The organism is Paenibacillus piri (assembly GCF_004354045.1).
In the GTDB taxonomy this organism is placed as follows: Bacteria; Bacillota; Bacilli; order Paenibacillales; family NBRC-103111; genus Paenibacillus_S; species Paenibacillus_S piri.
This window is the reverse complement of sequence record NZ_SMRT01000007.1, coordinates 191,587-211,886: the sequence shown is the minus strand read 5'-3', so window position 1 is coordinate 211,886 and position 20,300 is coordinate 191,587. Positions and strand designations below refer to the sequence as shown.

The following is a 20,300-nucleotide window of genomic DNA, read 5'->3' as shown; positions in this document are numbered from 1 at the left end:
TAATCAGTATATAGCATACCCTGCTTTCAAGAAGCTGAATTCGTAATTTCTTCAACAGCTATTTTTTGCTTGGGATGATCGCTTTCAACTTATCGGGCAATTCGAACAGTCCGAGCCTTATTGTAGCGCTGTTGCCGCGATGAGGCTTTATATGCGCGCCGGAGCCGTATGGATGCTCCGCGCTCGCTTTTGCGCCAGGATGATAGTGGGCGACGAAATTGCCGATGACGGTGTTGGTATCGTCTTTTATTGTGCAGATCCGTTCGAATGTATTAGGGCCGGAAAGAGCGAAGGAATCGCCGACGTCGACGGTATAACCCTTATCTTCGATTAAGATGCCGAGCGTATGGATCCATAGCCTGAAACGGGTATCGCGCTCGAACACCGACAGCTTTTGATTATACATATGGGCAGTCAGCTCTCCGGCCGTCCGTCCTGGCGGCAGCGCGGTTATTTGCTGCAGCAAAATGGCTTGATTCCAGCCCATTCTGCGAGCCAGCTTCAGACAGGCCCCCAGATCCCCGGAGGAAGCGGCGTACGGCTGCAGCTGCAGCAGCACTTCCAGGCCCGTACTACCCCCTTGCGGGACATCGACCATCAGAAACTCAATCTGGATCGGCGTGTAATGAAGCAATAGCCGGGAAAAATCGGCGGCAAATTCAGGCTTGTTATAGGCGGCCAGGGTAGAGCTTTGCAGCAGCTGCTTGATCCGGTTCACAGGCACTTGATCGTTATGCATAGTCTGCAGCAGCTTCAGGCAAGATTCGTTAGCCGTAAAGCCGAGCAGCGTATCGCAGTCGATCTGAGTCAGAATGGCGTTGAGCTTATCCGGTCCCAGCACCTTGAGACACCGCTGATAAATCGCCATTTTTATTTGGCCGTGCTCAATCAATTCGAGCATTTTCGGCGCTTGGCGAACGGTTTTAATGATCTGCTTGGCGGTTTGGAAGCTTTGTCCGCCCAGCTCTAATGCAGGAATGGCTGCCGGGTCGTAATGGACCTCCTGGAAAAACGTCAAATATTCCTGTCTCCGTTTTTCATAGGCTGCGGGTCCTATGGACAAAATGACCTCCAGTTCCGCCTGCCGGGCTTGCTCGTCAATCTCGTCGATGTTGCTTTGCGACAGCTTTTGCTGCCTCTCATTCACGATCTTTTCAATCTCCGCTTTTTTAACGGATATGCCATGATCTTTTTTTTGTTTGCCGGTCAAACTGCCGAATGCCTGTTTGTAGCTGCTGTCCTGAACCGCTTGCTTCTTAATGCCGGTATGCTCACGAATTTGTTCCAGATGCTGTTCCCTGACGCGGTCCGCATGCTCGCTGGAGCCTGCCACCGCGGTCAAAGCAAACTCAATATCGTAATTGTACTCTCTCACCGTCTCGATATGTTGACGGGCTTCTTTCGGGGTTGGCGAACCGCTGACAATCGCCATTACCCGCCGCAATGCCGGATCGTTGCCGATCAGGTCTGGCCGGTACGTGTCAATGACATCATATTGGGCTACCGACAACGTGTGAACCGGCAATTCCAGCAGCCGGCGCAGCCAATCCAGATTTTCCTTCGTATCGCCCCGTTGAAGAACAAGCTGCTTCAACTCCTGCATCGGGATCGGCGAACGGTCCTCCCACTGATTCAGGAAGCTTCGCTGCAGCGGCGAGAGTCCGTCCGACAAGAGCTGCAAATCAAGGGTATCTTCGGTTTCCCGCACATAACGGATCACAAGATCCTCCAGCCGGTCCCAGCCTTTGTTCTGAGCCATCTCCAACAGCCGTATCGCCTCCGGCAGCATCCGGGCATCTGACAAGTCCCAGCCTTGAAACCGTTCAATCGCAACCGTTTCACTCTGACTCCGGGCGTATTCGATTCTTTCCTGCAGATCCTCCCAGCCTTGCCTGCGGGCCAGCTGCAGCAGCTGCTCTACCTCCTGGGCATGCTCCGTAAACAAGCTGTCTTCATCCCAAACCTCGAAATAAAGGATCGCTTCATTCTCGTTTTTAAATTTCGGCATCATCTGTATCAGCCGTTTGCCCTGTACGGCAGAGAGCTGCGGATGCTGCAGGCCGGCGGCCGAATTTCGCATGAGCTGGGCGACGGCCCGGTTTCCAATGGTTGCTTGCAGTCTCGTTATTTCGGCAATGCCGGCATTCCCCGCCCGCCTGGTCTGAAGGGCAAGGGGCCGGGCGGATCGATGTTGGGATGAAGCGGAATAAAGTCCGTTCGAGGACTTGTGAAATCCGTTTCCGGTTTTGGAAAATAAACGCGTCATCGGTTCCCCTTTCTTGAACGCATCGTTCACTTAAAGCTCTGCCAAGGGCAGTCCTTCGAACGTAAACGGCCCTCTTTCCCGGACAAATTCGAGATATGAGCTCTTCGGCTGTCTATAAAGCGAGCTTCAGCATCAGGCTCAGCCTGTTGGCCTCAAGCTTGACCCCGGTAACGACTAAAAAGGGAGCCAGCGATTGCGGATATATCCCGAGATCGAACTCCTTTTCCATCGCCTCGATCGTGGTGGAGGGAAGGTCGAATCCGTTGAACTGCAGCCGCTCGATCCGGAAACGGACGTAAGACTTGCCTTGTTGATCATCTTTGACCGCCAATTCATATTTTCCTTGAATAAATGCTTCCATGCCGTCCTGCGTGCCTGTGGCGACGACCCGCGAATCGCTGAACCGGAACGTCATATTCCGGAACAGCTCATTTTTGCCCCGGAGAAACTGGTTCAGCTCCTGATCGGTAATTTGAAACGTGTACTGCAGACCGTTAATAATAAGATGATTATTTTTACCATTGCTCGTATCGGAAATAATTTCAGGAAGCTGCTTCATCGCCTTGCCCATCGCTTGGAAATACATTTTAAACAACGGGATGCCCTTTTCCTGCCACTGTACGGTCAGATTCGCCATCTGCTGAATAATGGCCGCAGCTTCACTCTGCTTGGCCAAATCTTCATCCAGCTGCTTCTGGAGCTGAACGAGCTTTTCCTTTTGCACGATATAGCGTTCCTTCGTCTGCTGCAGCGCGGTTTTGGAGGAGATCAGCGACGCTGACAGCGTCTGCAGCTGCTTCTGATTATCCGAATACCGCTTCAAAGCGGTGTGGTCGTTACGGATGATCATCTGCAAATATTCGAACGTCGACAATGCGTCCTTGAAGGAGGAGATCGAGAAGAGCAGCATCCACAGCGATTCGCGATCGCCCATGTAATAGGCCCTCAGCACTTTGGCGGCATGCCGTTTCGCCTCGGCGGACAACGCCTGTTGGGCTGCGAGTTCCTGTTCGGTCGAAGCGAGCCGGCGGACCAGCTCGTTCTCCTGCTTTTCGATCCGGGCGATTTCCTGGTCGGCCTCGTAAACGGTCAACCCTTTTTGAAGCAGCTGCTTTGTTTCTTCCGTATTGGCCGCCGCGGCGGGCCGGCACAAGGACAGCGCGACAGCCAGGCAGAGGATGAGACAGGCGGCCTGATAAATTAGTCTCATCAGAGTGGGTCCTCCTCCAAACTTTCCGAAGGAAAGTTACTTCGAAAGCGTTGACTCCAAACCTTCAGCAGGAAAGTTTGGAGCAAGCGGGACAACTTAAGATTATCACAACTTTATGATCGGAAAGGAAAAAAAATACTTCTCCGCAGGAAGAAGCATAAGTTGATTCCAAAGTAAGCAAGCGGATGATGGCGAAAATTATTTTTTGGCAGCGGGCGCGGAAGCAGGCTTCGTAAGCTTTAGCAGCTCATCCAGCGACTTTTGCTTGGCGGGAATGTCCTTGGTGAAGGCCGGATTTTGATTGATATCGGTTAAAGATTGCTTCCAAACGAGATGATTTTCGTTCGTGCTGGCGCCTGATGTGAAAGCTACATCCCATTTTTGCTCGTGAATGTAGCCGTCTTTGTCAATAAGAATCGTGACGGAAGTGGGCGCACGGAACTTGATCTGCTTCAGCGCAGCCTGCCAGACATCCAGCGACGATCCGGAGGCGAGGCCGTTCGTTTTGAACAGCTCTATGAGCCCGGGAAGCGATTTGTCCCAGTTTTCGGATAGTGCCTGTTCATTTTTGCCGGTTATCGTCAGCGTAATTTGTTTGGCGCTTGTTCCGTCGGCCAGCGTGACAGGTTCTTTGGACGGCTGCAGCCAGTTTGGATCAATGCCGTCCAGCAGCTGCTGCTGGATAGCCGAGGATAGACGACCGGTATTTTTTAAAGGCTCCGTATTGCCGGAATCGGTCCCCGGCGTTTTAGGCTGCACGGGCAGCATCATATATTCATCGTCTTTATTTAAAGCTGGCATATGAAAAAACAATTTGCTATCTTTAATGAGGACGGGGATGTCAATCGCGCTGCCTCCGGAAGGCGTCACTTTCAGCGTCGTTTCCAATCGGGACGGCTCCATAGCGCTAATACCGTCGTATTCGATTTTACTGTCTTTGAGGATGGCAAAGAGTGCAGCCGCAAAAGGACTGGCTTGACCTAGCAGCGATGCGTCCGCTTTCAGTTCGATGGAGCCGGTGAAGCGATAGCTCTTGATTTCCTCCTGCTTATGAACTGCCTGCAGCAGATCGGTTTTCAGCTGTTTATTATCCGTACAGCCGGTTACGAGCAGCATGAGCGCGGCGGAGATCAGCACGGTTGCACGTGCGGTATGTTTTCTTTTTTTTACAGCCACAACGCGGATGGCTCCTTCCAGGTTACATTTTACGTCTAAATATAGCGGTATTTGTCTCGACGCTCCATCTATTATAGCGGTTACGCCTTGCTTTGTCTTTAGTGAAAAGGTTGCATCTGTAACGAAGCTGTGAAATCGATATGCGGCGTCTGGAAAGATAATGGGGGAAGGTGAAAAGTGTCTAATCAAAGCGATTTAATTGGATTGATTCGCCATCATATTGAGGAAAGTCCCGACCGGGCGATTTCTTTTGAAGCCTATATGGAGCTGTGCCTGTACCACCCGCTGTACGGATACTATATGAAGAATAAGGAGAAGGTCGGGACATCCGGCGATTTTTACACAAGCTCGGCGATCGGGGGCTTATTCGGCGAGGTATTGGCGCAATATATAGCCGGGCAAGCGAAGTTGATGGGGCTTGAGCAGCCGATAACGCTCATTGAGTGGGGAGGAGGCAGCGGTCAGCTGGCGCAGCAGCTGCTGGACGAGCTCAGACGAAGCTGGAATCCGGTTTACGAGCGGCTGACTTACATTTCGGTGGAAACGAGCTCCTATCATCGCGAGCTTCAAGCCGTACGGCTCGCTTCGCATGAGAAGCGGGTATCGTGGCGGACCGGGCGTCAGTGGCTGGAAGAAGGGCCGTGGAATCGCGTCATCGTCTTTTCCAACGAGCTGATCGATGCATTTCCTGTACATCGCGTTCAAATAAAAGACGGCCAGCCTTATGAAATATTTACGGAGTGGGATGAGGCGGGCGGACATTTCCGCGAAAAGCTGCTGCCGCTGAAAGACGGCTCGTTGGCGGCCGCACTGGAGGAGCTGCGCAGGCAACGGATCAAGCTGGCGGAAGGGCAGCGGCTGGAGCTGAATTTGGCGGCGTCGGCCTGGATCCGGCAGATCGCGGGCGCGATTCGCAGCGGTCAGCTGGTAACGATCGATTACGGCGACCGCGCGGAGGAATTGTACGCTCCGCATCGGATGCAAGGGACGCTCATGTGCTACCGCAATCATCTGGCGAACGATAACCCGTATGCCGATCCGGGCCATCAGGATATAACGTCCCATGTCGATTTCAGCGGATTGATTCGCGACGGTGGCGCTGCGGGCTTGCGGCTCGCCCATTACATGACGCAGAAGCAGTTCCTCGTCGAAAACGGGCTGCTGCAGAAGCTGCAGGATACTGCTTCCCAGGATCCGTTCAGTCCTGCGGCGCGCCGTAACCGGGCGGTTCGTCAGCTGCTGCTGAGCGATCAGATGAGCGAGCTGTTCAAGGTGCTGATCCAAAAAAAAGATGAACTGCCGTGAGGCAGTTCATCTTTTTTTGGGGAAGCTTGCTGCGGGCACAGGTTACACGGACATTTTGAAAAATGACCAGTAAGTGAAACCGGTGAACGAAAGAAGCATATACCCCCAAAAAATAAATATGTAGGCACGCTCGGACAATTTCAAATATCCTAACAGTACGAAAATTGCTGTCTGGGCGAAAAAGAGCATTGCCATCGGTACCATTTCCCCGGCTAATGCCGCGAGGCCTATAACAAGCGTCCAAAAGCCAAGAACGCGAAACATGCGATCCATTCCGAACCCCCCTCTCTGCCTGCACTACTTTACTATTGACCATTATAACCGTTGCATCATACAGTGTAAATGTCAAATCGGTGACGAAATTGCTACTTTTGCGGCTTTGCCGGCAGCAGCTGCAGAAGTAAACGACCGCAGATTTGCATGCTTTCAGCATAGCTTGCCCTTTTGCAGCCTATACCATGTATGAGTCCCTAAAAAAATGGCAATACAAAATAGTAGAAAACGATTCTATGAACTCTATTATGGGCATAGAGATTAATTAACTCAACTTTTCCATGCCTTGCTTTCAATAGATGGGTGAGGGCAACTGATTACAAGGGGTTAGGAGGACTGCTATTGTATGACAGCCATAAGACAGGACGCTTGGAGCGAAGAGGACGATTTAATATTGGCGGAGGTGACCCTGCGGCATATTAGGGACGGCAGCACACAGTTATCCGCATTTGAAGAGGTAGGCGAAAAAATAGGCAGAACATCGGCCGCATGCGGCTTCCGCTGGAATAGTTTTGTCAGGAAAAAATACGAGGCCGCCATTCAGATTGCCAAAGCGCAGCGTCAAAAACGAAACCAGCAAAAAAAGCATACCGCATTTGCCGCCGTATCGGGCAGCGTCTCGGTATTGGAGCATGGCGATCCGGTCAAATCGATCGATTCCTTTACGGAGGAGTCTATTTCCATCGACGCGGTAATACGTTTTCTTCGCCAATGGAAGGGCAATTATCATGAGATGGCCCGTCATATCCGTCATCTGGAAAAGGAATTGAACGAGAAGCAGGATGAGCTGGACCGTCTGCGCGGCGAAAACGACGTGCTGAATAAGCAGGTGAACGATGTGGAAACGGACTACCGCGTAGTCAACGATGATTATAAAGCGCTTATTCAAATTATGGACCGGGCCCGAAAGCTTGCGTTTCTCGTGGAAGAAGAGGATGAAAACAAGGCGCGGTTTAAAATGGACGCAAACGGCAATTTAGAAAGAATAGATTGAGAGAAGCCCTGCAGGCGCTGCGCTTGCAGGTTTTTTCTTTTTTTATGGCGATGGTAAAGCTTTTCAGACACAACCGGACGTTGCTATGATAGGAGCAGCAAATACAAGCTGCCTAGTACACTGGGATGGAAGGAAGGATTCGAATGAAACTCAGAGTGATCGGAGCCGGAGCGATGGGAATGCTGCTGACCGCAAAGCTGGCGATATCGGGAGCGGAGGCGGAGCTCGTAACGAGGACGAGCGAGCAGGCTCTGCTGATACGGGAGCAAGGCTTGCGGATGAACGCCTATGCCGCTCCCGGAAATTTCGCAGATGAAAGCGGTCGAGTCGCCGAAGCCGATATTCACGTTTATCCGGCCGCGCTGAGCTTTGATGAGGCAGCCGCCGCGGCTAGCGTCGCCAATCCGGCGGAGTTACCCGATGTAGTCCTGCTGATGGTGAAGCAGACGGCGATTACGGACGACATGCTCGCAGTATTGTCCAGGCAGCTGAAGCCCTCCGCCAGGCTGGTCTGCTTTCAGAACGGGATCGGCCATATGGAGAGGCTGCGGCGCCATATTCCGGCCGCCCGGCTGCTGACCGCCGTTACTACGGAAGGGGCGCGCAGGCTGTCGCCGCGGCATGTAGCCCATACCGGCGTGGGCATAACATGGCTTGGCGCTGAGGAAGCGATACATACGACGGAAAATGATCAAGCTTTAGTCAAAAAAATACAAAACATGTTGAGTCATGCAGGATTCAGTACTTCTGTGTCGAACGATATCACTAGCAAAGTTTGGAATAAATTAATGATCAATGCGGTTATTAATCCGCTCACTGCCGTGCTGCAGGTACCTAACGGGCTGCTTCTCGAGCTTCCCGCCGCGAAAGCGCTTATGCGTTCATTATACGAGGAAGGCCGCATGCTGGCCGAACGGCTGGGCATCGAGCTCGCTCCCGATCTATGGGAGCAGTTGGAGAATGTATGCAGACTTACGTCGGGCAATCATTCCTCGATGCTGCAGGACGTGCAGGCGCGAAGGCCGACGGAAGCCGGGGCCATCACCGGGGGGCTGCTGCATAAAGCCCGCGAAACGGGCGTCCCGATGCCGGTGCATGAGACGATGGAGCAATTGATCCGGTCCATCGAGCAGCAGTGGGAACTATAATATAATAAAGCAGGTGGTCTGCTTGAACGGACTCTTGGCTGTATTGCAAGCTATTTATACGTTTTTGGCATTAGTGCCGTTTGTTTCTTTTTTCGCGGTATGGGGAATTGCTTATTGGCTTACCCGGGATAAGAAGCGGTCTACGCATGCGGCGATCGACGTGACGACGATATTTTTAATCGGCTCGGTATCGGTCATGACGCGGCAATTGTTCGGCACCGGCTTCGGATTGTGGGCGGTGGTGCTGCTTTTTCTCATTGCGGGCGGTCTGATCGGCAACCTGCAAAACCGGACCAAGGGCAGAATCAATCTGTACAAAATCGTCAAATCGCTGTTGAGGCTGGGGTTTGTCGTATTATCCGCCAGTTATGTGCTGCTGCTTTTCATCGGCATCGGCAAATATATTGTCTCAAGCTGAGAAGGGGGCCAAGTGATGAACGTACATAATTTGATGGAAGATATCGTGAAAAGCTGCTTGAAAGATTTGATGCTGCATCAGCAGCAGGTTAGCGATTTGAACGAAAAGCTGCAGAGCGATATCATCGCGATTGCGCTCAACCATTTGCCGCCCAAGTACGTTTCGACGGACCAGGGCGAGGTTTTCGCCAAAACGCAGCTGCGTGCCCAGGTGGAGACGGACGTCTATAGAGAGCTGGCGAATGCCATCGAAAAGGTGTTGAAATTCAGCCGCAAATCCGAGTTGGGATGAAGGCGGATATGAATTATTTGCGAAGCAGGGGCCTGGTGCGCAGGCTCTTTTTGTAATGACGCCAGAAAGTATAAGTTTTCAGCGGAGCTGTAGCTTTCTGATATCGCAAGAAAAGCAACATCCAAAACACGTATGTGTCTTCATCGAAAGGGCTTCGATCAGAAGCTTTTCTTTCATTTTCGGGGCAATGCCGCGGTACCGCGGAAGGACCCGGCTCCGCTTTGACGATTTCATCCAACATGTGTACAATCAAGAAGAAAGTGATACTAGGGGAAAAGCGAGGCTGCTGCCGTGTTGAAAATAGAATCGATTCAATGGAAATCCAGCCAGCCTTTGACCGAGGATTATATACGCCGATACGACTTGGTTGAAGCCTTATTTGAGTATAATCCGCAGGACGTCACATCATGGGAGCGGCGCGCCGGTTGGTTGGACCGGGAACGCCGTTTGCAGGCGGATCGCGGACGGCTGGCGGAAGCGTTGCGCCAGTTTAATACGGAGATTGGCGGCGCGCCGCAGGCGCTGCAGGCCGTCGATCTGCTCGGCGACGAGCGGACGCTGTGCATCGTCGGAGGACAGCAGGCAGGCTTGTTTACCGGCCAGGCGCTGGTCATCTATAAAGCGGTTACGCTGATCCGGACGGCGCAGATCGCCTCCGCCAGGCTTGGCCGGCCGGTAGTGCCCGTATTCTGGATTGCCGGCGAGGATCATGATTTTGACGAAGTGAATCATATGTACTATATGTCTCAGGACGCGCAGGTGAATAAAATTAAGCTCGATCACCCGAGCGGTGTCCGCAGCTCCGTAAGCCGGCTGGCGATTTCGCCGGAGCAATGGGAGGAAGCTTTGGAGCAGCTGGACGCATCCTTGATGCCGACCGAGTTCAAGGCGGACTGGATGGGCTCGCTGCGTGCGATCGCCGAGGAGTCGCGCAGTCTGGTCGATTTTTTCGCGAGAATGATGGCCCGCTTGTTCGGCTCGCGCGGTTTGGTGCTGATGAACGCGGACGACCCGCGTCTGCGCAGCTTGGAATCCGCCATGTTCCACAGGCTGATCGAGGAGCATGGTCCCTTGCAAGCCGCCGTGTTGAAAGGAAAAGACAAGGTGGAATCGCTCGGCTACGCGTCGCAGGTCGAGATGCAGCAGCGCAACGCGAACCTGTTCGTCATCGACGGCGGGGAGCGCATCCTGCTTTATGCGGATGAAGCGTCGGACGGATTCACCGACCGCAAGCGCGAACGCAGCTACTCGAGGCAGCAGCTGCTCGACTGGGCGGATTCGGCTCCGGAGCGGTTAAGCAATAATGTCATGACCAGGCCGCTGATGCAGGATTATTTATTTCCGGTGCTGGGAACGGTGCTGGGCCCCGGCGAGATTGCCTACTGGGCACTGACGCGCGAGGCGTTTCACCGGCTCGGCATGCAGATGCCGATCGTTATACCGCGGATGGAATTTACGCTGCTCGAAGGCACTGTGCAAAAAAATATGGCCAAATACCATTTGTCTCTCGACGATGTGCTCTGCCGGCTGGAGGAGAAGCAGCAGGAATGGCTGCGCGAGCAGGACGCTTTAAACCTGGAAGACCGGTTCGGTCAGGTCAAGACGCAGTTCAAGGACATGTACCAGCCGCTTGTACAGCTGATCGCCGGCGTTAATCCGGGACTCGGCAAGCTGGGCGATACGAATATGACTAAAATTATCGAGCAGATCGAGTTTCTCGAGCATAAAGCGTCCGACGCGGTACGCACCCAATTCGATGCGTCGCTCCGGCAGTTCCAGCGCATCGGCGCGTCCGTGCTGCCACTAGGCAAACCTCAGGAGCGGGTGTATAATGTATTAGCGTATTTAAACAAATATGGAACCGTTTGGCTGGAAGAGCTGTTGGACAGCGAGCTGGAGCCAGACGGACGGCATAACATCGTTTATTTGTGATTTGGGCTTTTGGGCACGACCAATCCTTATCGAATATACCATGCAGGAGGATGTTCAAATGAACACAAAGGAACGCAGCATCATCAGAGATTTGTCGTTAGCGCCGGAAGGCCACTTGAAAATCGATTGGGTAAACGCCCATATGCCGGTTTTAAACCGGATTCGCGCGCAGTTCGAGAAAGAGCAGCCGTTTAAAGGGCTGAAAGTCGCAATCTCCCTCCATCTCGAGGCAAAGACGGCTTACTTGGCCAAGGTGGTACAAGCCGGCGGCGCCGAAGTGGCCATCTGCGGCAGCAATCCGCTGTCCACCCAGGACGACGTATGCGCGGCGCTGGTCGAGGACGGTATTACCGTATTCGCGAAATATAACCCGGACCCGCAGGAATATAAAGATTTGCTTATTAAAACTTTGGAAACCGAGCCGGATCTGATTATTGACGATGGCGGCGATCTTGTTTCGGCCCTGCATTCGGAACGCAAAGACTTGCTCCAAAAAGTGCGCGGCGGCGCCGAGGAAACGACAACCGGCATTTTGCGCCTGAAGGCGATGGAAAAAGACGGTTCGCTGCAGTTTCCGATGGTGGCCGTTAACGATGCGTTTTGCAAATATTTGTTCGACAACCGCTATGGTACTGGCCAATCCGTATGGGACGGCATCAACCGGACGACGAATCTGGTCGTTGCGGGCAAAACGGTCGTCGTCGTAGGCTACGGCTGGTGCGGCAAAGGCGTGGCGATGCGCGCCAAAGGTCTTGGCGCCAACGTCGTCGTAACCGAGGTTGACGCAATTAAAGGCGTTGAAGCGTACATGGACGGCTTCGCTGTCATGTCGATGACGGAAGCGGCAAAAGTGGGCGATTTCTTCGTCACCGTTACAGGCAACCGCGATTGTATCCGCGGCGAGCATTACGAAGTGATGAAAGACGGCGCGATTTTGTCCAATGCGGGTCATTTCGACGTGGAAGTGAACAAGCCGGAGCTCGAGGCTTTGTCCGTATCCAAGCGTACCGTTCGCCGCAACATTGAAGAATACCAGCTGAAGGACGGCCGTAAATTTTATTTGATCGCCGAAGGACGTCTCGTCAATCTGGCGGCAGGCGACGGTCATCCGGCGGAAATTATGGATATGACATTCGCCCTTCAGGCGATGTCTCTGAAATATGTGAACGACAATTACAAGCAGATCGGACAAAAGGTCGTGAACGTCCCTTACGAGCTGGACGAGCAAGTAGCGCGCTTTAAGCTCGCTTCATTGGGTATTTCCATCGATGCGTTGAGCGAGGAACAAAAAGCGTACCTGGACAGCTGGACCGAGCATTGATCCGCTAGCGGAAGGGCTATCCCCAAAGAGCAGCCCCCCCCAAAAAAAAATTGAATCCCGCCATTCATGCAAAGAACCTTAAAAACCACTGTGAGGTGGAGTTTAAGGTACTTTGCCGTTTTAATGCAGGTTTCCGCTTGGAATAATTTTCGCCGTATGCTAATAACTTGCAACAATCCTTCTTGCTGCGGCGTTTATTAAATAGTGTCGGCTGAATCGCGGCAGCGATGCCGCTTCAACTGTCACAGGTTTGATTTCAATAGGGGGAATCCGAATGAAACGAACGGGGGTATTGGGAAAAAATGCGCTTCTCAAAAAGAGAGAGAAGCGTACGCTGCGGGCGAATGCAAAGCGCTTGGCCGTGCTGGCGCTGCTGGCCGTAGTCTTGTCGGGCTGCGGAAGCGCGCAGCAGCACAAAGACGCCGCCGGGTCCACGAGCGGGATGGCGATGGAAAACCTGGCCGTCGCCGATCAAAAGAGCGTCGGCAGCGCCGCAGCGGCGGGCGGCTCCGCATCGCTTCAGTCGGCCGACACCGCAAGCACGGCCAAGCAAGAGTCGGGCACAGCCGCCGCCAAGCCGGCGGACAGCTTTAACGGCGGGGCGGTCCCGGACAGCGGCGTCAACCGCAAAATTATTTACAAAGCGAATGTGACGCTGCAGGTGGAGAAGTATGCCGAGGCGCAGGCGCGGATCGAAGAAGCGGTCAGTCGGTCCGGCGGCTACATTTTGCAATTTAGCGAAGGCGAGACCACTTATGAAAAGAGCGGTACTTTTGTCATTAAAGTGCCTGTCAACGGTTTCAGCTCGCTGCTTGGGGAATTGGAGAAAATGAGCCCGTCGGCGAAAAAGAGCATGCAGGGGCAGGACGTATCCGAGGAGTATGTCGACTTGACCTCGAGGCTGAAGGCGAAGCAGGTTGTGGAGAGCCGTTTGATCTCGTTTATGGAGAAGGCGGCGAAAACCGACGAGCTGTTGGCGTTTTCCAATGAATTAAGCAAGGTTCAGGAAGAAATAGAGCGGATTAAAGGCCGGATGAGGTACTTGGAGCAAAATGTGGCTTTCTCCACGATTGAAGTCCGAATGTCGCAGAAGCTCGGCTCCGCCGCCGTCATTCAAGCCCGGGACGGCGGACCGTTGTTTCAAAGGGCGGCAGCTGCGCTGAACGGGAGCGCGGCTATCCTGTCCCTGGCTTTCCAGTGGTTGATCGTTGCGATTGCCGCGGTTTTGCCGGTTGCGCTTGTTTTGGCCGTGATCGGGGTGCCGTTATGGCTATACAGGAGATCCAGGAAGAAGAAATTGGTCGAAATCCGCAAAAAACTGGCTGCGGAAAATAGCGAGGCATTGCCGGCCGTGTCGAAACATGAAGCTTCGTCGAACGAAACCGAATAAAAAAAATTGTGAAATCCTGCTTCCCGGCAGGATTTTTTTGTTTTGTGGAGAATTTATCCTATACAAGTGGTGGAAAGTGGGGTAAAGTGGTGGAAAGGGGTGAAGGTTCTTATGTTCATGGGCGAATACCAGCACAGCATCGACGATAAAGGACGTATGATTGTGCCGGCCAAGTTTCGTGAATCTCTGGGAACATCCTTCATCGTCACCCGCGGCTTAGACCAATGTTTGTTCGTTTATCCGATGGAGGAATGGGCGGTGCTTGAACAGAAGCTGAAGGCGCTGCCGCTTATGAAGTCGGATGCCCGCGCGTTCACCCGGTTTTTCTTCTCCGGAGCGACGGAGTGCGAGCTGGACAAACAGGGCAGGATGAATCTGCCGAACAATCTGATTGAGCATGCCAAGCTGGAAAAGGACTGCATTGTTATCGGTGTTTCTAATCGTGTTGAGATTTGGAGCAAGCAAATGTGGGAATCCTATTCCCAGCAATCGGAAGAATCGTTTAACGAAATCGCCGAAAAGCTTGTTGATTTCAATTTCGATCTCTAATGCCGCATAACACATACAGGAGGACTGCAGCATGTTTCATCACGTTACCGTATTAATGAACGAAGCTATAGAAGATTTGAATATAAAGCCTGACGGCGTCTATGTGGATTGTACTTTAGGAGGGGCCGGACACAGCTCGGTTATCGCATCGAAGCTAAGCGAGCACGGGCTGTTGATCGCATTCGATCAGGACGATGCCGCGCTTGCCAATGCCGAGGTTCGGCTGGCTCCTTACAAGGACCGGGTGAAGCTGGTCCGCAGCAATTTTCGCCATCTGGAAGAACAGCTCAGGCTGGAACCGAGGGCAATGATAAACGGACAGCCTCAAGTCGACGGCATCCTGTTCGATCTAGGTGTATCCTCTCCGCAGCTTGACGAGGCGGAACGCGGCTTCAGCTACAACCACGAGGCGGAGCTCGATATGCGGATGGACCGCACCGCCGGGCTGACTGCCAAAGATATCGTCAATCAATGGTCCGAGCAGGAAATCGCCAAAATACTTTTTGAATACGGCGAGGAGAAATTTGCCAGGCGGATTGCTGCGAATATTGCGGCCGCACGGGCAAAAGGGCCGATCGAGTCGACCGTCCAGCTCGTTGAATTGATCAAGGAAGGGATTCCTGCCGCAGCGCGGCGGAGCGGTCCGCATCCGGCCAAAAGAAGCTTTCAGGCGCTGCGCATTGCCGTCAATGATGAGCTGGGGGTTTTTGCGGAGGCGTTGGAGCAAACGATCCGTTGTTTGGCCCCCGGCGGCAGAGCGGCCGTTATTACATTCCATTCGCTGGAGGACCGAATTTGCAAGCAAACGTTCGCCAAATATGTGGAACGATGCACTTGTCCGCCCGATTTTCCGGTGTGCGTCTGCGGTAACAAGGGCGTAGTAAAGCTGGTGAACCGCAAGCCGATCGAAGCGAGCCCCGAGGAGCTGGAAGCGAATCCGAGAGCGCGGTCGGCCAAGCTGAGAATAGCCGAAAAACTGTAATTTGAATGATTTCAATCGTACGATAGAGGAGGATTAAAAGATGCCTGCATACATGCATGGGAATTTGGCGGTGGAGCAACGAACAGAGCAAAAGGCGGCAGTTAAAGAGACCAAAAAAGTCGTATACCGCAATAAATCGATTCCAGTTCAAGAAAAGCTGCTTTATTTGTTTACGGTGCTCGTTTGCGTTGCCGTGGCAAGCCTCATTATTTGGCGTTATGCTCAGATTTATGAGATGAACACGAAAATATTGAAGCTTGAAAACGATATCCAGCTGCTGCAGGCGGAAAACAGCGTGTTGAAGCATAAGGTGGAGTCGTTGTCGACTCCCGACCGTTTGCGTCAGGAAGCCCAGAAGCTCGGGATGGTACCGCCGGAAGACAAGCAAATCAGCAAGGTGCCGATCAAGTCGACAGCTAACGCCAAGGATAATGCAGCGACAGCCGCCAACCAGAAAAAAACCGAGACGTCTCCATAAAGGGCAAGCCGCGGACGAAATACTTCAAACCGAAACTTTTCTTACTGGGAGTGTGAGATCAGCATGAACAAGAAGGTGAAGTTGAGATCTTTGCTAATAGGGGGGGTATTTACCCTCCTTTTTGTTGCTCTAGTGGGCAGATTGTATTGGGTTCAAGTCGTGCAAGGGGCGGGGCTGCTGTCCGAGGCGCAGGAAAAGTGGGAAGCCGAGGAGGTGCTCCGCCCGGTTCGCGGCTCGATTGTGGACCGCAACGAAAAAATGATGGCGGAGGATGCGCCTGCTTTTACGGTAGCGCTTGTTCCGAAAACGATCAAAAGCAAAAACATCGAAACCCAGGTTGTAAAAGGGCTTGCGGACATTTTGAAAACTTCCGACGATCCGGCTGCGTTGGCGGCCTTGGAAGATAAAATCAGGGCGAGAATCAATAAAACCCGCGATGACGGGACATTGTTCCCGCAGGTGGAAATCCGCAACGAAGGATGGAAGGTCGACGCCGAAATCGCGGATCAAATACGCAAGCTTATCGAAGAATTAAAGGCTCAAACTAATCAGAAGTATGTAGGCATTAACCTGCAAAAGGAACAAAAGCGGTTTTATACCGGAGGGACGATGGCCTCTCATCTTCTTGGATACAGCGATAAAGAAGGCAAGCCGGTCATGGGACTCGAAGCGCTGCTTGATAAATATTTGAAAGGGACGCCGGGCAACCGGAGCTATGAGAAGGACCGCAACGGCGTAGAGCTGCCGGATGCGAAAGTGAATTACCAGCCGGCCATAGACGGCAGCAACGTAAAGCTGACGATTGACAAAAACGTCCAATTTTACATAGAGAGTGCGCTGGAGAAATATTACAATAAATATCGTCCCAAAAGCTTGATGGCCATTGCGGTCGATCCGAAAACGATGGAAATTTTGGGCATGTCGAACTTCCCGAATTTTAATCCGAACCGGTACTGGGAAACGACGAACCAATCGGACTTTATCAATCATACCGTCGCTTCGCAATATGAACCCGGCTCCACATTCAAATTGGTTACCTTGGCGGCCACGGTTGAGGAAGGCTTGTTTAATCCGACGGAAATGTATCAATCCGGTTCGATTCAAGTGCCGGGGCAGCGGCTGCATGACTGGAATATTTCCGGCTGGGGACCTATTTCGTATTTGGACGGCTTGAAGCGTTCGAGTAACGTTGCTTTCGTCAAGCTCGGCACCGAGAAGCTCGGACAAACCAAGCTCAGGGAATATATCGATAAATTCGGCTTCGGCGTCAAGACGGGCGTCGACCTTCCCGGCGAGGTTGCGGGAATCGTCAAGATGAAGTATCCGGCCGAGTATGCAACGGCAACTTACGGCCAGGGACTGACCGTAACGGCTATCCAGCAGACGGCTGCCTATGCGGCGATCGCCAACGGCGGGAAATTAATGTGGCCCCATATCGTCAAAGAAATTTACGATCCGAAAACGAAGCAGCCGATTCAGACGTTCGAGCCGAAGGTGGTGCGCCAGGTCGTATCGGAGAAAACCGCCCGTCAGGTCAGCGAATATTTGGAACAAGTAGTTAACGACAAGGCAATCGGTACAGGGAAAAACGCTTATATCGATGGCTATCGCGTCGCCGGTAAAACCGGCACGGCGAATAAGGTGGACCCGGGCGGCAAAGGGTATGCCAGCGGCAAGTGGGTTATTTCCTTTATCGGCTACGCGCCTGTGGAGGACCCGAAAATATTGGTTACGGTCATTGCGGACGAACCGGATCTCGGCGGGGACTTCCATGGCGGCAGCGAGGTCGCGCCTCCGATATTTAAAGAAATCGTATCCCAGACGCTTCGCTATATGGGAGTGCCGTCCTCGTCGCAGCAGATGAAAACGACCGATAAAGAGACGAAAACGACGGTGCCCGATCTTGCCGGCATGACGGTCGAACAGGCCAAAACGACAATGAATAAGTACGGGGTCATCGTTGAAACGGTCGGCAAAGGGAGTCAAATTATAGCCCAAACTCCGCTGGCAGGTACTGAAATAGGTTCGACGCAACGAATTTATGTATCGATGCAGGATTCCGGCGATGTGTCGATTCCGGATATGACCGGCAAATCGTTAAGAGACGCGCTGGAGGTCTGCTCCTTTATGAAGCTGAAATGCCAATCCGTCGGGGAAGGCTATGTCGCATCCCAGTCGTTGGCCAATGAAGGGGACAGCAAGCTGCTCACTTTGCAATTGAAGCCGTATCAGGAGCTGCTGCAAACGCCGGTATCCGACGGTACGCCGGCCAAGTCCGATAAATTGCCGGATAAGCAGACCGGCGGCAGCGATAAACCCGACCCGAAAGATTCGGCCAAACGAAACGAAACGGCCTCGGCCAAGCAGCCGGATGCGTCGAAATCCCAGGAGACGGCCAAGAAGGCGGTTCATCCGCCTAAACAGTAAGGAGAAGGGCATCCGGACAGCGTTTGACAGCCGCCGTCCGGTACAATTTATAGGACAGCTTGTTCTAACCCCTGGTTGTCCCGAATAATCTGGAATGAAACTATCTATAAGTCTGACCGGCAAATGCCTTTGCCGCAATGACTTCCAGACAACCATTCGGGAGGGGATAGAACGGTTATGAGGGCATCGAATGTTACAGTTCGCCGTCGACTATTCGCCGCATTGATTGTGGGAACGGTTCTGTTCTTCGCACTGATCGTGCGGCTTGGTTATGTTCAAATATGGATGGGACCGGAATTGGCAGCCAAGGCGGAGGATTCATGGAGGCGCAACATCCCGTTTGCGGCCAAACGGGGCGAGATTCTCGACCGGAACGGCGAGAAGCTTGCTTACAATATCAGCTCGCCAACCGTAATGGCGATTCCGGCGCAAATCAAGGAGCCGCAAGCGACTGCGGCTCAGCTCGCAGCCAGCCTTCAGGTTCCGGTTGAAAACGTGCTGAAGCAAATTACCCAAAGACAATTAATCGTCCGCATCCAGCCGGGAGGACGCAAAATAACGCAGGAAAAAGCGAACGAAATCCGTTCCATGAAGCTGCAGGGCATTGTCGTCGCCGAGGATAATAAACGCACATATCCGTTCGGCGGGCTGGCCGCTCACGTTCTCGGATTTACCGGCATTGATAATCAAGGTTTGACGGGCATAGAATTAAAATATGATAAGCTGCTGACCGGCGTTAACGGCAGCATTTCCTTCTTGTCGGATGCGGCGGGCAGACTCATGCCGAACTCGAACGACACATACTCCAAGCCGCTGGACGGAATGAACCTGCAGCTTACGATAGACGGCCATCTGCAATCGGTTTTGGAGCGGGAGCTCGATCAGACGATGCTTAAATACCAGGCCGATCATGCGATTGCCATTATGATGGACCCGAACAACGGGGAAATATTGGCGATGGGTGCAAGACCGGGCTACGATCCGGGCAATTTCAGAGAATTTCCGAAGGAAAGCTATGACCGCAATCTGCCGATCTGGATGACCTACGAGCCGGGTTCCACGTTTAAAATTATTACGTTGGCCGCAGCTCTCGAAGAGAAGAAGGTAAAGCTGACCGATCCGTTCTACGACCCGGGCTGGATCGAGGTTGCCGGAGCGCGTCTCCGCTGCTGGAAGCGTCAGGGACACGGCAGCGAAACGTTCCAGCAGGTCGTCGAAAATTCATGCAACCCCGGCTTTGTGGCGATGGGGCAAAAGCTGGGCAAAGAGAAGCTGTTCGAGTATATTTCAAATTTCGGCTTCGGCAAAAAGACGGGAATCGATCTGGGCGGCGAAGAGAACGGAATTATGTTCAAGCTGCCGAAGGTAGGACCGGTCGAGCTGGCGACGACTTCGTTCGGCCAAGGGGTATCGGTGACGCCGATCCAGCAGATTGCCGCGGTTTCGGCTGCAGTGAACGGCGGCAAGCTGTTCAAGCCGCATGTCGCCAGAGCCTGGTACCATCCGGTCACCGGCGAGCTGGTGGACTCGGTTAAACCGGAAATGGTGCGGCAGGTCATTTCGGAGCAGACGTCCAAGCAGGTTAGAGAAACGCTGGAAAGCGTCGTAGCCAATGGAACGGGACGCAATGCCTTCATCGACGGTTACCGGGTCGGGGGCAAAACGGGTACCGCGCAAAAGGTGGTAAACGGACGCTATTCCGCCGATCAGCATATCGTATCGTTCATCGGGTTCGCGCCTGCCGACGATCCGAAGGTAGTCGTCTATGCGGCTGTCGATAACCCGCAGGGCTTGCAGTTCGGCGGGCTGATTGCGGCGCCGCTTGTGAAGAACATCATGGAGGATGCGCTGCGCTATATGAATGTTCCGCAGCGCAAAGATCAAATGCCGCGCAAATACGTGTACGGAGACATTCCGCTTGTCGATGTACCGAATCTGGTAGGCATGAGCGTAGCGGATATTTATGAGGATTTGAATTCGAATTTCATGCTGGCCAAATCGGGTGTCGGCAATTATGTCGTCAACCAGGTGCCGAAAGCGGGGACACGGGTCGACCAAGGCTCCACCATTCGGGTGTATCTATCCGACAAGGATCCGGGGCCGCAAAACCCGCCGGCCAAGTCGCAATAGATGAAAAAAA

At 53.0% G+C, this 20,300-nt stretch carries 17 protein-coding genes; 13 read left to right on the top strand and 4 right to left on the bottom strand.

Translation table 11 applies throughout. The features are described from left to right. Positions 1–58: 58 nt before the first annotated feature. The 3 genes from E1757_RS16610 to E1757_RS16600 all read right to left on the bottom strand — a co-directional run bounded on the left by E1757_RS16610 (position 59) and on the right by E1757_RS16600 (position 4,652). Positions 59–2,266, bottom strand: a complete 2,208-nt coding sequence (locus tag E1757_RS16610) for a hypothetical protein (protein WP_133230066.1) — start codon at positions 2,264–2,266, stop codon at positions 59–61. Between the two features lie 112 nt (positions 2,267–2,378). Next, a complete protein-coding gene (locus E1757_RS16605; protein WP_133230064.1) occupies positions 2,379–3,476 on the bottom strand; it encodes a hypothetical protein in 1,098 nt (365 codons plus the stop codon). A gap of 198 nt (positions 3,477–3,674) precedes the next feature. Further along, positions 3,675–4,652 carry a hypothetical protein gene (locus E1757_RS16600; protein WP_133230062.1) on the bottom strand — a complete coding sequence of 326 codons (978 nt, stop codon included), beginning with the start codon at positions 4,650–4,652 and terminating at the stop codon, positions 3,675–3,677. Between the two features lie 177 nt (positions 4,653–4,829). Between E1757_RS16600 and E1757_RS16595 the strand changes: the two genes are divergently transcribed. Next, positions 4,830–5,957 (top strand): class I SAM-dependent methyltransferase, encoded by a 1,128-nt coding sequence (locus tag E1757_RS16595; protein ID WP_246079225.1) that lies wholly within the window; start codon positions 4,830–4,832, stop codon positions 5,955–5,957. A gap of 42 nt (positions 5,958–5,999) precedes the next feature. On the opposite strand, the gene E1757_RS16590 is transcribed toward E1757_RS16595, so the two are convergent. Beyond that, positions 6,000–6,230 (bottom strand): DUF2626 domain-containing protein, encoded by a 231-nt coding sequence (locus tag E1757_RS16590; RefSeq protein WP_133230060.1) that lies wholly within the window; start codon positions 6,228–6,230, stop codon positions 6,000–6,002. Between the two features lie 346 nt (positions 6,231–6,576). Here E1757_RS16590 and E1757_RS16585 point away from each other — a divergent pair, with 346 nt between their 5' ends. The 12 genes from E1757_RS16585 to E1757_RS16530 all read left to right on the top strand — a co-directional run bounded on the left by E1757_RS16585 (position 6,577) and on the right by E1757_RS16530 (position 20,290). Continuing rightward, the gene (locus tag E1757_RS16585; RefSeq protein WP_133230058.1) at positions 6,577–7,224 is read left to right on the top strand and encodes an RsfA family transcriptional regulator; all 648 of its coding nucleotides are present in this window, start codon (positions 6,577–6,579) and stop codon (positions 7,222–7,224) included. A gap of 143 nt (positions 7,225–7,367) precedes the next feature. Next, a complete protein-coding gene (locus tag E1757_RS16580) occupies positions 7,368–8,372 on the top strand; it encodes a ketopantoate reductase family protein (protein ID WP_165972154.1) in 1,005 nt (334 codons plus the stop codon). 22 nt (positions 8,373–8,394) lie between these two features. Next, positions 8,395–8,790: a DUF3397 domain-containing protein gene (locus E1757_RS16575; RefSeq protein ID WP_133230054.1), complete on the top strand. Its 396-nt coding sequence runs from the start codon at positions 8,395–8,397 to the stop codon at positions 8,788–8,790. A 15-nt stretch (positions 8,791–8,805) separates the two neighbouring features. After that, entirely contained in the window at positions 8,806–9,081 is a 276-nt protein-coding gene (locus E1757_RS16570) for a late competence development ComFB family protein (RefSeq protein WP_220446506.1), read from the top strand. A gap of 291 nt (positions 9,082–9,372) precedes the next feature. Next, on the top strand, positions 9,373–11,013 hold the full coding sequence (gene bshC / locus E1757_RS16565; RefSeq protein ID WP_342774573.1) for a bacillithiol biosynthesis cysteine-adding enzyme BshC: 1,641 nt from the start codon (positions 9,373–9,375) through the stop codon (positions 11,011–11,013). 58 nt (positions 11,014–11,071) lie between these two features. Then, on the top strand, positions 11,072–12,334 hold the full coding sequence (locus tag E1757_RS16560; protein WP_133230050.1) for an adenosylhomocysteinase: 1,263 nt from the start codon (positions 11,072–11,074) through the stop codon (positions 12,332–12,334). Between the two features lie 274 nt (positions 12,335–12,608). After that, entirely contained in the window at positions 12,609–13,724 is a 1,116-nt protein-coding gene (locus E1757_RS16555) for a DUF4349 domain-containing protein (RefSeq protein WP_133230048.1), read from the top strand. A 111-nt stretch (positions 13,725–13,835) separates the two neighbouring features. Next, on the top strand, positions 13,836–14,273 hold the full coding sequence (gene mraZ / locus E1757_RS16550; protein ID WP_133230046.1) for a division/cell wall cluster transcriptional repressor MraZ: 438 nt from the start codon (positions 13,836–13,838) through the stop codon (positions 14,271–14,273). 31 nt (positions 14,274–14,304) lie between these two features. Beyond that, positions 14,305–15,255, top strand: a complete 951-nt coding sequence (rsmH, locus tag E1757_RS16545; protein ID WP_133230044.1) for a 16S rRNA (cytosine(1402)-N(4))-methyltransferase RsmH — start codon at positions 14,305–14,307, stop codon at positions 15,253–15,255. A gap of 40 nt (positions 15,256–15,295) precedes the next feature. After that, positions 15,296–15,733, top strand: a complete 438-nt coding sequence (gene ftsL, locus E1757_RS16540) for a cell division protein FtsL (RefSeq protein ID WP_133230042.1) — start codon at positions 15,296–15,298, stop codon at positions 15,731–15,733. A gap of 63 nt (positions 15,734–15,796) precedes the next feature. Then, positions 15,797–18,160: a peptidoglycan D,D-transpeptidase FtsI family protein gene (locus E1757_RS16535; protein ID WP_133230040.1), complete on the top strand. Its 2,364-nt coding sequence runs from the start codon at positions 15,797–15,799 to the stop codon at positions 18,158–18,160. A 177-nt stretch (positions 18,161–18,337) separates the two neighbouring features. Continuing rightward, on the top strand, positions 18,338–20,290 hold the full coding sequence (locus tag E1757_RS16530) for a stage V sporulation protein D (protein WP_133230038.1): 1,953 nt from the start codon (positions 18,338–18,340) through the stop codon (positions 20,288–20,290). Positions 20,291–20,300: the final 10 nt, after the last annotated feature.